This is a genomic window from Bacteroides sp. (assembly GCF_030151085.1).
Classification (GTDB): domain Bacteria; phylum Bacteroidota; class Bacteroidia; order Bacteroidales; family Bacteroidaceae; genus Bacteroides.
In genome coordinates, this window is sequence record NZ_JASLER010000044.1 from 1 (window position 1) to 13,252 (window position 13,252).

The window sequence follows — 13,252 nt, forward strand, 5'->3', positions numbered from 1 at the left end:
CCTGTAGTACAAATGGGTACTGTAGAAGATGAGGAAAAGCCCCGTTTTGCACAGATGACCAAAGATTTGTCCCTCGAAACCATCACATTGGAAGAAGCACTGGAACTCTTCAAGCTTCCACGTACTCTTGGCACGTATGAGGACAAAACCGTAACTGTAGGTAGTGGACGTTTCGGACTGTTCATACAACACAACGGTTTGTATGCTTCATTACCCAAAACAGCAGACCCGATGACTATCACTCTGGAAGAAGCCATCGAACTGATCAAGAACAAACAAGAAGCTGCCGCCCAAAGACACCTTAAGAAATTTGAGGAAGATCCTGATCTTGAAATCATGAACGGACGTTACGGCCCATATATCTCTTATAAAGGAAGCAACTACAAAATCCCCAAGGACATCGTTCCACAAGATTTGAGTTTGACTGCCTGCAAAGAGATTGTCAGACTTCAAGAGGAAAAGGAACCGGGCAAGACTAAACGTGCCGCCAAGACACCGAAAGCCAAGCCTGCTACCAAGCCCAAAGCTACTAAAGCAGATAAAGCCACCACGAAACCTAAAGCAACCAAAACAGCAGCTAAAACTAAAACTTCGACTACGGCTAAAGCAACAGCTAAAACCGCTAAGAAGAAATAAATTAATAGAACAAGATCATAGTTCCCCCTTTCTTGAATATCCATTTAAGAAAGGGGGAATTCTATTTTCTATCTCCTCATCCCTAGAAAACAGTGCTTATTTTCAAGTAATAAACCAGATTTATCGATTATTCCCCCCTTAAAAAGCAGTTATTTCTTTTTCATATCAAAAGTATATATATATTTGTAATAATTTCAATTACGCAAACAAACAAAAATAGAATGGGAATCTTCATGAGCAAATTATTCTTTACCAAAAGTACATTTGTTTCCCTGTCTTTCGTCCTTGCACTTACCAGCTGCATGGAGAAAGATTTATACCAAGGAGGCAAAAACGAACCTCTAAACCCAACAGAGGTATTTGATTTCAGTTTGACGAAACAAGTTAAATTGAGTGTTAACTATGGCTTCACAAACGATTACTACATTATCTTCGAACTATACGATCAGAATCCAATGATTGAACAAGAAGATTCGTGGATAAAGAATGAAGAGCTTAAACCCGTTTATACTGCCCCAACCGATAAAAAGGGTCAATATTCGGGTACTATAACTCTGCCGTCGGATATCACGGAAGTATGGCTTTATAGTGAATACTTGGGAGTAGTTTCTCCAGTGAAACTGACTATAGCCAATGGTCAAATAAGCTTTAATCAGAACGACTATATCGCGTCCTTACAGACTCGCACCAGAGGAATAACCAACGGTGGTTACAAATATGATAATGTAGGAGATATTATGCCCGGAGTGGATTGGGATGTCTACGGATTGCCATCCAATATTGAACCGACATTAAGTATGCCTCCAGCAGATATATTGTATAGCATTCAGGACACATATAACGGCGCAAAAAATAAGTTTATAACAGAAGTCCATCCGGAATGGTGTAACAATACTAACACTTCCGAAATAAAAATCATAAAAGATACAGAGATCAGTCTTGTATTCATAAACAGTGGAGCCAGTTGGAATAATACCGTAGGTTATTTTACATATCCTTCCGGTACGATTCCTACAGAAAAAACAATAAAGAGAATTATTGCTTTTCCCAATATATCTCCTATCAGCAAAATCAATAATGGAGTTCGTGCCGGAGCTATGATTTGCGGTCATGAAGTAAAGCTTAAATATTGGGATGGAGAGCAATTCAAAGATAAATTTCCTTCAGGTGTAAGTATAGGATGGTATCTGGAAGGGAACTCATTTAATAAAGGTAACATCTCAAAACAAGGATACGCCCCCACCCGCTATTCATATGGTACCATGAATGGAGAGGATGGTAGACAGCGTGTAGTAGCATTGAGACATGCCGAATCAGATCAACTCGTTGCAATTGGTTTCGAAGATAGTGAAGATTTCAACTATACTGATGCTACGTTCTACGTAAAGGTAGCAGAATCTGGAGCTATCTCCGCAGACATCCCCTCATTGCCTCCGGTCGATCCCCCTAAGAATGTAACAAGTACTACTATAGGAACGTTGGCTTTCGAAGATCAATGGCCTCTGCAAGGTGATTACGATATGAATGATGTGATAGTGGAATATAATTCTACTCTCTACAAAAACGCAGTAAGCAATAAAATCTACAAGATAGTAGATGAGTTTACTCCTGTACATAGTGGAGGAATTTATACTTGTGGATTCGGTTATCAGTTAAGCAACGTCGAGTCGAGCAGAGTAACTAAGATCGAAGTTTCAGGTTCAACCAGTTGGAAAGTTGAAACCGATCAAGCTCATCCAACCATAATCTTATTTGATAATCTAAAAAGTGTGCTAGAAAAGAAAATCACCGTCACGATTGAATTATCAGATGTAATAGAGAGCCAGGTAACACCTCCTTATAACCCGTTTATCTTTGTCAACGACAGAAGCAAAGAAGTGCATTTAGTGAACTATCCACCCACCGAAAAGGCCAATATGGAGCTTTTCAATACAGAAGATGATGTATCGAATGTTTCTGCCGGAGTTTATTATATTGCACGCTATCAAGACGATGTAGAGCTTATGCCGTACTGCATCAATCTTCCGGTTCTTAACTTCAAATACTCTGACGAAAGTGTGAAGATTTATGAGACCTATCCCAAATTTATAGAATGGGTAAAGTCTAAAGGGCAAAAAGCAACTGACTGGTATAAGAAGTGACACAAAGATCATTAATCACGATTTGACATTCTGACACTTTGTATTTCCTAATCACAAATGGCTGCACTTTTCGAACCAGACTTAGAGTTGGTAACGAAAAGCGCATCCACTTTTAGTATCAATCACACTATCAGTACAATATCAAAATACTTACATCCCTAATAATTCACTAATGCGCCTCAAATACTTCTCTTTCTCGTTCCCCGTAATGAAACGATAGGCTTCTCGGTGCCGAACAAAGTGTTTCCCGTAGTGAAACTAACTTTATGCTACACCATATTAACTTATTGCATACACGAAGTTAATAGATTCATCGCATGATATTAACTATTTATTCGAATTTTCTGTATAATATCCGTATATTACAAAATTTAAACGCATGTTTATTCTTAGGAATATGCATTCTTTTTCTATTTCACGCTTTTAGCGGAAAGTAGGAGTTAGTAATATCTCAGAAATACGATCAATAAGCTATACTTTTTTAAGAAATTATTATCTAATCGAATAATTAGACATCATCAATCTAGAAATCCGCTCATAAAATAAAATCAGTACAAAAACCACACAACTTTATTTTATTATCAAAACAATAGTATGCAACTTTGCAAAAGAAATACATGTAAAATGATTTTCGCTCCAATAATCTTGTTATACAAACAAGAATATCATATATTTGATGTATAGAAAGCAGCATTCATAACACCGGAATATTGAAATGCTATGAAATAAACTTTATTATGAAAATGATAAAATCCACATTAGCTATCTTGATACCATTATGTCTCTATGCGTGTGGCAACAAACCTTACCCCAATACAATGCAGGTAGTAGATACACTGGTTTACAACAATCCAGATAGCGCCATCGCATTACTGGAGCATATAGAGGACAGCATAACTTCCGAACCCGAAGCAACACAAATGTACTATTGGTTACTGACCATCAAAGCCAAAGACAAAGCATATGTTGTGCATTCTTCAGATAGCCTTATTCTGAAGGCTTTACACTATTATGAAGATAAAGAAGATGAAAAACATTTGCCTGAGGCTTACTATTATGCAGGGCGGGTATATAGTGATCTAGGAGATGCACCGCAGGCACTGGATTATTATCAAAAAGCTGCTGAATTATTAGAAGAGAGTACCAATTATCGACTAAAAGAAGTACTCTATAGCCAAATGGGTGATTTGTTTTTTTTCCAAGATGTATATGATAAAGCTATGAAAGCATACAAAAAAAGTTACTATTATGATAAAGTATATACCAAAGATAAAGAGGGTATTGTAGTCAATCTATGTAATATTGGATCTGTTTTCAATTTTTCAAACAATACAGACAGCGCCATGTTTTATTATCAAAAAGCCAATCAAATAGCGAAAGAGAGCGGAAAAAAGAGGCTCATTGATAAGGCGCAAAGTTCTTTAATTGATTTATTCACTCAACTTAAGCAATACGATTCAGCAAGAATTGCATTACAAACATTGAGTGTCTCCGAGCCACACACACAAATAGCCTATAATTCAATTGTTGCAGATTTATTCCTCCAAACAGAAAATTTAGATTCAGCTAAATACTATTATGAAAAACTACTAAAAATTAATGATGTATATGCTCAACAAGGTGCGCATTGGGGGTTGGCAGAAATTGCGCAAAAGCACTTTGATTGCCAATCTACTTTGAAGCATATAAGCCTATACAACATGTGGACGGATTCCATCAGAAAAATTACTGATAGCGAAACTATTCGAAAAGCACAATCACTCTATAACTATCAACTACGTGAAAAGGAAAATCTCCAACTAAAGATGAATAATGCTCTACAAAGACAGTTGATCAATTATAGTATACTTGCAATTCTCATTCTAATATTATATTTTGCAGCACACCTACAATATAGCAAGCGCAAAAAACTTCAATTAACAATGAAATTAGAGAAACTAGAGAAGTTAAAAGAAGAACAGTATCGCAAAAGTAGTCAATTCATCGAGGAAAACAATCAGAAAATAGAAGAGTTAGAAAGAGCCTTGCAAGAAAGCGATTCTCATAATGACGACATGCAAAGATTATTACAGGAACAAAAAGAAAGAATTATTCTCTTGAATAGCCATATAGTAACAGATATAAAAGCACAGTCTTTAGAAGATTATAGCAGTACTATCAAAATTTCAATAGAAGAAGTTGATGCTAATGAAGTTATTAAAAATACAATTTCATCTACAAATGACTTTGCAACTAACTTTAGTTTTGATAAGACTCTTGGGAAAACTCTGAAATTAGGAGCACAATTTGGTGCTAGTACTAAAAATAGTAAAACTGTCAGTTTTGAGAAAACAACGACTTTAGGTAATGATGAATTAGGTGAGATAGTCGTCAATTTTGGAGATATAGTACTAGCTGATACAACAAATACAATACGCGAATGGTCTTCACACTATCAGCGTCCAAATAGACTTCTCACCTATCCCAATTTCTCATCACAGTATTATACAGGATGGTATAGATTATATATTGCCCCTGGTCCAATAAATTAGATATTATGAGTCGACATCGTTATACAAGTGCTATTCTTTTATTATTCTCTCTATTCTGCTATAATTGCAACAATGACAGCAGCAATATAATAGATCAAAAATCTGCTAATATCGTTGTGCTATATGAGGATCAAGAGGGCTTACACACAGATTATGGAGCCAAAATATTTATATACTATGGAATATATTCGATGGATATAACAGAATTTACTTATTCACCAAATGGAGTTTTAGTTTATGGAAATAAAGAAATCATTCCTAATATTCAAGCTATCGTTCAAGAAGAGAATACACTTATAAAAGTTAGCAATACAGAAAAAGTAACTATCATAATTGAAAGTTATAATTTCAAAGAAAGAACTACTATCGATAGTTTTTCTCCCAATAATATGCCTATAAAAATGAAAGTAATATTTGAAGATCAGCAATACCTATTAAAATAAATAGCATTTAAGATCAGTCATTTATCTACAAGACACATTCTTTATGTAGTTAAATCTAGATCATGAAAACCCAATAATAAAGGCTATTCTTGATTATAATATTCAAGAATAGCCTTATTTAATATCTTATAGATACTTTGATTACATTCTATCGGGCACTTCAATGCCAAGCAGTCCCATACCTAAACGTACCACTTTCGCTACATTCTCTGATAAAGCAAGACGGAATACTTTCACAGCCTCGTTCTCTTCACGCAAAATGCTAAAGTCATGATAGAACTGATTGTATTCTTTCACGAGATCATACGTATAGTTTGCAATACCCGAAGGACTATAATCCTCACCAGCTTGTTTCACTACAGCAGCAAAATCAGCAACCATTTGGATCAAACCTTCTTCTTTCTCACTCAGTTCAATGCCGATAGGCAATTCTGCAGGAATTATAATACCCGCTTCCTTCGCCTTACGAAGAACAGATTGAATACGTGCGTATGTATATTGAATAAATGGACCTGTATTACCGTTAAAGTCGATAGATTCCTTAGGATTGAAAGTCATGTTCTTGCGAGCATCTACCTTCAAAATGAAATACTTCAAAGCACCAAGTCCTACGATACGAGCAATATTATCGGCTTCTTCTTTCGTCAAACCATCCAGTTTTCCCAATTCGTCGGAGGTTTCTTTGGCAGTACTAATCATCTCCGTCATCAAGTCATCGGCATCTACTACCGTACCTTCACGACTCTTCATCTTACCTTCGGGAAGTTCCACCATACCGTACGAGAAGTGTACTAATCCTTTACCCCATTCAAAGCCTAGCTTATCCAACAGTATAGAAAGTACTTGGAAGTGATAATTTTGTTCGTTACCAACGACATAAATCATCTTATCAATCGGAAAATCAGCAAAACGCAGTTTGGCAGTGCCAATATCCTGTGTCATATAAACAGATGTACCGTCGGCACGGAGAAGAAGTTTATGGTCCAATCCTTCGCCGGTAAGATCTGCCCATACGGAACCGTCTTCCTTTTTGTAGAAGAAACCTTTTTCCAGACCTTCCATTACTTTCTCTTTACCTTCAAGATAAGTTTCTGATTCGTAATATATCTTGTCGAAAGTAACTCCCATCATGCGATATGTTTCATCGAAACCGGCATATACCCAATCGTTCATCTTCTTCCAAAGAGCACGAATTTCAGGGTCGTTGGCTTCCCATTTCACGAGCATTTCGCGAGCTTCTTTCATTAAAGTAGATTCTGATTCGGCTTTAGCTTTGGCTTCTTCTTCATTCATGCCTTCGCTCTGATATCTTGCCATCAACTCTTTAAGTTCCGCTTTGTAATGCTTATCGAAAGCTACATAATAATCACCGATCAAATGGTCACCTTTCTTTCCGGAAGTCTCTGGTGTTTCACCGTTACCGTACTTCTGCCATGCCAACATGGATTTACAGATGTGGATACCACGGTCGTTTACAATGTTGGTCTTTACCACTTTGTTACCATTTGCCTGCATGATATTTGCCAATGCACCACCTAAAAGGTTGTTACGCACATGTCCTAAGTGGAGCGGCTTGTTGGTGTTAGGAGATGAATATTCAATCATTACCAACGGAGAATTGTCAGTAGCAGTCACAATTCCGTATTGCTTGTCAGCGTGAATGCCATTCAGCAATTCAATCCAAGCAGAAGAAGCAATCGTAAGATTCAGGAAACCCTTGATAACATTGAATGCTGATACTGACGGATCATTTGCCAGCAAGTATTCACCAATCTCTTGTGCAGTTTGTTCCGGTCCTTTCTTCGACATACGCAGAAAAGGGAAAACAACCAAAGTAAGGTGTCCCTCAAATTCTTTCTTCGTTTTTTGTAGCTGCACCTGTGCGGCAGGAACGTCTTGTCCGTACAGTGCTTTCAGTCCGCTAATGACGGACGTCACCAGTTTTTGTTCTATATTCATGATTTAAATGTATTTTCCGACTGCAAAGATAATGCAAACCGAGAGCAGAATAAAATGAACGTGTTCATTTTTTATGCAAAGGTGCAGCTTATCTTCGCTTTTCGAGCAAAGATAATGCAAACCGAGAGAAGTTACATCAATCTATATTAAATAAAAAAGGAGACGCTTTCAGTGCCTCCTTCTCTGTTTCATAAACTTGAGTATCCTTTACGCGCTTATTCAGCTTTCAATTCTGCTCCTGCTTTAAACTTAACCACCTTCTTTGCCGCAATTTCGATAGGTTTCTTGGTAGAAGGGTTAATGCCCATACGTGATGCTCTTTCTGCTACAGCGAAAGTTCCAAAGCCAACTAATGCAACCTTGTCACCGGCTTTCATAGCCTTACTTACAGATGCAATAAATGCATTCAATGCTTTCTGAGAATCTGCCTTTGACAAGCCCGATTCAGCAGCCATAGCGCTAATGAGTTCTGCTTTATTCATAATGCTCAATTGATTAATTAATATGTTACACAAAAGATATCTTCATATTTCATCACAAACCCTCACAAAAATAGAGCAATATTTCTGAATATCAAATAAAAACATTAAAAAAAGATGGGAAAATAGCGAAAAAGAAACAATAGACTAGGCTTTTTCTGTTATAGAACAGAATTTATTCGTATTTTTGCCAAGCAAAGCTAATAAAATGCTTCATTGAATTGAACGAAATAACAGATTATGAATACTATACCAACCGTTACCAAAAACCTACTAATCATTAACGTACTGATGTTTCTCGGTACGCTCGTCGCTCAACGCTACGGAATAGATCTTGCTGATTATCTAGGATTACATTTCTTCCTTTCCGATCAGTTTAATGTAGCTCAGCTTATCACATACATGTTCATGCATGCCGGATTTACCCACATATTTTTTAATATGTTTGCAGTATGGATGTTCGGACGTATTCTCGAACAAGTGTGGGGACCGAAACGTTTCTTATTTTATTACTTAGTGTGCGGTATAGGTGCCGGTCTTATACAGGAACTTGTGCAATACATCCATTACGAAACAGTGCTTTCGGCATACGATAGTGTCAATACAGGATATTCCGTTATCCCTATGAAGGAATACCTCAACATGATGACTACTGTAGGCGCTTCGGGTGCAGTATACGCTATTCTGTTGGCATTCGGTATGTTATTTCCTAACCAACAGATGTTCATCTTCCCGCTGCCGGTTCCTATCAAGGCAAAATATTTCGTAATCGGATATGCCGCAATCGAACTGTATTCAGGATTTGCTAATAGTGCCGGCGATAACGTAGCACACTTTGCACACTTAGGTGGTATGATATTCGGTTTCTTCCTGATAATGTATTGGAGAAAAAAGAACAAAAGAAATGGCTATTATAACTGATTTGAAAGAAACGTTCCGCAGAGGGAACATATACATTCAACTGATTTACATCAACGCGGGAGTATTTATCCTCACCACGTTGCTGGAAGTCATGCTGCAACTTTTTAACCGTAGTTTGGAAGGTGCATTCGAGTGGCTGGAACTGCCTGCATCGCTCACGCGGTTTATTATTCAGCCGTGGTCATTACTAACCTACATGTTTATGCATGCCGGATTGATGCATATTCTTTTTAATATGCTTTGGCTCTATTGGTTTGGTGCACTGTTCCTGAATTTCTTCTCGGCGAAACATCTGCGAGGTTTATATATTCTAGGAGGTATTTGTGGCGGTTTGCTCTACATGGCAGCTTATAACATTTTCCCCTATTTCAGTCCGATGATAGACTATTCGTTCATGCTAGGTGCTTCGGCCTCGGTACTTGCCATTGTTGCCGCTACCGCTTATCGTGAACCAAATTATCCGATTCGTTTGCTTCTCTTCGGAACCGTTCGACTGAAATATCTGGCATTGATAGTAATAGGTACGGATTTACTGTTTATTACTTCCAGCAATGCCGGTGGGCATATAGCTCACCTTGGCGGCGCACTTGCAGGACTTTGGTTTGCTGCCGGGCTCAGTAAGGGTACCGACATCACATCCTGGATTAATAAAATCCTGGATGTCATTGTTTCCCTGTTCAGTTTCAAGCCTCGCAAGCCAAAGATGAAGGTACATTATGGTACCAACAGACAAAAAGATTACGATTATAACACCCGGAAAAAAGTTCAATCCGAAGAAATAGACCGTATTCTCGACAAATTGAAGAAGTCAGGATATGAAAGCCTGACATCTGATGAAAAGAAAAGCTTGTTTGATGCGAGCAAACGTTAAATCAATTAAATAAGTGAAGCATTTCGGCGATTTTGTCGCTTTCCTCATTCTGGCGGTCAATGCTCTGTTTACGGGGCTGTTACTATTTACCGCATATAGTCCGCACATCCAACCGGTGACGCATCCGGTTCTTTCGTGCCTGGGGTTGACGTTTCCCATTTTTCTGGTGATAAACGGATGCTTTCTTCTATTCTGGTTGGTGATTCAACGATACAAATCCGCATTATTACCCTTATTGGGCTTCCTGTTGTGCAATTCGCAGATACGAACTTACCTGCCCATCAATTTCCGTACAGACAATTTGCCTGAAGAAAGCATCAAGTTGCTTTCGTATAATATCATGGGATTTGACGGCGCCACCAAGAAAGATGGAAAAAATCCTATCCTGACTTATCTGAAAGAAAGCAATGCCGATATTCTTTGTTTGCAGGAATATTCCACAGTCGAATCAGGTCGCCACCTTTCACAAAAAGACGTGGAGCGGGAACTGGAAGCATATCCCCATCATCGCATCAATACAGTAGGCCGTGGCAAGGGGCGCACCAATAAGATAGCTTGCTATTCCAAATATCCTATTCTCTCAACTCATGTATTAGATTATCCGAGTGAGTACAATGGTTCCGTTATATACGAGGTTAAGATAGGTAAAGATACCATCACCCTTATCAACAATCATTTGGAGTCGAACAAACTAACAAAAGCCGACAAAGTGGTGTATGAAGCTATGCTGAAAGCTCCCGAAAAAGAAAAAGTAAAAAGCGGCTTGCGTTTATTGATCCGAAAACTAGCGGAGGCTTCTGCCATACGAGCTCCACAGGCTGACAGTATCGCCAATGACATAGCTTCTTCCCCGCATCCATATATCATTGTTTGCGGCGACTTTAACGACACTCCCATTTCTTATGCACATCAGACCATCGCACAAGATTTGAATGACGCATTCACTCAATCAGGACGCGGTTTAGGTGTCTCTTACAACCAGAATAAATTCTATTTCCGGATAGACAATATATTGATAAGTAAAAACCTGCAATCATATAATTGCACCGTAGACCGTTCGATAAACGAGTCCGATCATTATCCTATATGGTGTTACATCTCGAAAAAGGAGAATTAAGAAATAAGACTAAATATTTAATACTGAAAAACGATGTTTAAGAAAAGTATTCTAATCTTAGCTGCATGCTGTATGATGTACTCTTGTGCTACTAAAACGGAAAGCAATCCGTTCTTTACCGAGTTCCAAACTCCGAATGGTGTTCCTCCTTTCGATAAAATCAAACTGGAACACTATGAGCCTGCATACCTAAAAGGTATGGAAGAGCAAAACGCCAATATCCAGGCAATTATCGACAATGCCGAAGCTCCCACATTCGAGAATGTGATCGTGGCTTACGACAACAGTTCTCCTATGCTGAATCGTGTTAAAGGAGTATTCGGCAACATGACAGAAGCCGAAACGACGGAGGAACTGACCGAACTTTCCAAAAAGCTGGCTCCGATGTCAACCGAACATGAGGACAATATTTACCTCAACCAGAACTTATTCAAGAAGATAAGCGCCGTTTATGAACAAAAAGATGCCCTGGGACTAACAACCGAACAGGCAAGACTGCTGGACAAGACCTACAAAGGTTTTGTCCGTTCCGGTGCCAACCTGCCCGCAGACAAGCAAGCCCGCCTGCGCGAAATCAACAAGCAACTTTCTACCTTGAGCGTTACCTTCACCAACAATACTTTGAACGAGAATAACGCCTTCAAGCTCTTCGTAGATAAGAAAGAAGACCTTGCCGGACTACCCGAATGGTTCTGCCAAAGTGCTGCCGAAGAAGCCAAAGCCGATGGACAAGAAGGCAAATGGCTGTTTACGTTGCACAACGCCAGTCGCCTCCCCTTCCTGCAATATTCCGCCAACCGCCCGTTGCGTGAAAAGATGTACAAAGCATACATCAACCGTGGCAACAACAACGATAAAAACGATAACAAGAAGGTTCTGACCGAAATCATCAGCCTCCGCCTTGAAAAGGCTCAATTACTGGGCTTCGACTGCTACTCCAACTTCGAGCTGGACACCAAGATGGCAAAGAATTCCGCCACAGTAATGGACTTTTTGAACAACCTCTGGAATTACGCCCTGCCTAAAGCCAAAGCCGAAGCTGCCGAACTTCAAAAGGTAATGGATAAAGAGGGTAAAGGTGAGAAACTGGAAGCATGGGATTGGTGGTATTACACCGAGAAACTGCGCAAAGAAAAATACAACCTCGAAGAAGAAGATATCAAGCCCTACTTCAAACTGGAGAATGTGCGCGAAGGTGCTTTTGCCGTTGCCAACAAGTTGTACGGTATCACTCTGACCAAACTGAACGGTATTCCCGTTTATCATCCCGATGTAGAAGTGTTCGAAGTAAAAGCTGCCGACGGTTCACAACTCGGTATCTTCTACGTTGATTACTTCCCCCGTCCCGGAAAGAGTGGCGGTGCATGGATGAGCAACTATCGTGAGCAAAGCGGAGACATCCGCCCGTTGGTATGCAACGTATGCAGCTTCACTAAACCCGTAGGCGACACTCCTTCGTTGCTGACCATCGACGAAGTAGAAACCTTGTTCCACGAATTCGGTCACGGTCTGCATGGTTTACTGACTCAATGCCAGTACAAAGGTACTTCCGGCACCAACGTGGTACGTGACTTTGTAGAGCTGCCTTCACAGATCAACGAACACTGGGCTACCGAGCCTGAAGTATTGAAGATGTACGCCAAACATTATAAAACCGGCGAAGTTATCCCCGACAGCCTTATCGAAAAGATTCTGAATCAGAAGACCTTCAACCAAGGCTTCATGACTACCGAACTGCTTGCCGCCGCTATCCTTGACATGAACCTGCATAACCTGACAAGTACCGAAGGACTCGACGTAGTGGCATACGAGAAAGAAGCCATGGATAAGCTCGGCCTTATTCCCGAAATAGCTCCACGCTATCGCACCACCTACTTCAATCACATTATCGGAGGTTATGAAGCAGGTTACTATAGCTACCTTTGGGCAAACGTTCTGGATAATGACGCCTTCGAAGCTTTCAAGGAACATGGCATCTTCGACAAGCAGACCGCCGACCTTTTCCGTCAGAATGTTTTGGAGAAAGGAGACAGTGAAGACCCAATGACGCTCTACAAGAACTTCAGAGGTGCTGAGCCTCAATTAGACCCGATGTTAAAAAATCGCGGTATGAAGTAAGATTTGTGAAAAAAAAGCTATATTTGCAGCCTTATA

General features: G+C 39.4%; 10 protein-coding genes. 8 read left to right on the top strand and 2 right to left on the bottom strand.

Annotated elements, in window-relative coordinates:
• The 4 genes from Q1W14_RS08045 to Q1W14_RS08060 all read left to right on the top strand — a co-directional run.
• On the top strand, positions 1–636 hold a 636-nt coding region (locus tag Q1W14_RS08045; RefSeq protein WP_300700510.1), incomplete at its 5' end, for a topoisomerase C-terminal repeat-containing protein.
• A gap of 233 nt (positions 637–869) precedes the next feature.
• Entirely contained in the window at positions 870–2,777 is a 1,908-nt protein-coding gene (locus tag Q1W14_RS08050; RefSeq protein WP_300700511.1) for an LruC domain-containing protein, read from the top strand.
• Between the two features lie 737 nt (positions 2,778–3,514).
• Complete coding sequence (locus Q1W14_RS08055) at positions 3,515–5,308, top strand: tetratricopeptide repeat protein (RefSeq protein ID WP_300700513.1); 1,794 nt, start codon at positions 3,515–3,517, stop codon at positions 5,306–5,308.
• 5 nt (positions 5,309–5,313) lie between these two features.
• Positions 5,314–5,751, top strand: a complete 438-nt coding sequence (locus tag Q1W14_RS08060) for a hypothetical protein (RefSeq protein ID WP_300700514.1) — start codon at positions 5,314–5,316, stop codon at positions 5,749–5,751.
• Between the two features lie 141 nt (positions 5,752–5,892).
• On the opposite strand, the gene argS is transcribed toward Q1W14_RS08060, so the two are convergent.
• Entirely contained in the window at positions 5,893–7,710 is a 1,818-nt protein-coding gene (gene argS, locus Q1W14_RS08065; RefSeq protein WP_300700515.1) for an arginine--tRNA ligase, read from the bottom strand.
• A gap of 215 nt (positions 7,711–7,925) precedes the next feature.
• Positions 7,926–8,192: an HU family DNA-binding protein gene (locus tag Q1W14_RS08070; RefSeq protein WP_300700516.1), complete on the bottom strand. Its 267-nt coding sequence runs from the start codon at positions 8,190–8,192 to the stop codon at positions 7,926–7,928.
• Positions 8,193–8,429: 237 nt separating this feature from the next.
• Here Q1W14_RS08070 and Q1W14_RS08075 point away from each other — a divergent pair, with 237 nt between their 5' ends.
• The 4 genes from Q1W14_RS08075 to Q1W14_RS08090 are packed head-to-tail and all read left to right on the top strand — an operon-like array spanning position 8,430 to position 13,216.
• Positions 8,430–9,110 carry a rhomboid family intramembrane serine protease gene (locus Q1W14_RS08075; RefSeq protein ID WP_300700518.1) on the top strand — a complete coding sequence of 227 codons (681 nt, stop codon included), beginning with the start codon at positions 8,430–8,432 and terminating at the stop codon, positions 9,108–9,110.
• Positions 9,094–9,981, top strand: a complete 888-nt coding sequence (locus tag Q1W14_RS08080; RefSeq protein WP_300700520.1) for a rhomboid family intramembrane serine protease — start codon at positions 9,094–9,096, stop codon at positions 9,979–9,981. The genes Q1W14_RS08075 and Q1W14_RS08080 overlap by 17 nt, the downstream gene beginning before the upstream one ends.
• A gap of 13 nt (positions 9,982–9,994) precedes the next feature.
• Complete coding sequence (locus Q1W14_RS08085; RefSeq protein ID WP_300700521.1) at positions 9,995–11,098, top strand: endonuclease/exonuclease/phosphatase family protein; 1,104 nt, start codon at positions 9,995–9,997, stop codon at positions 11,096–11,098.
• Between the two features lie 33 nt (positions 11,099–11,131).
• Positions 11,132–13,216 carry a M3 family metallopeptidase gene (locus Q1W14_RS08090; protein WP_300700522.1) on the top strand — a complete coding sequence of 695 codons (2,085 nt, stop codon included), beginning with the start codon at positions 11,132–11,134 and terminating at the stop codon, positions 13,214–13,216.
• The last annotated feature ends 36 nt before the right edge of the window (positions 13,217–13,252 follow it).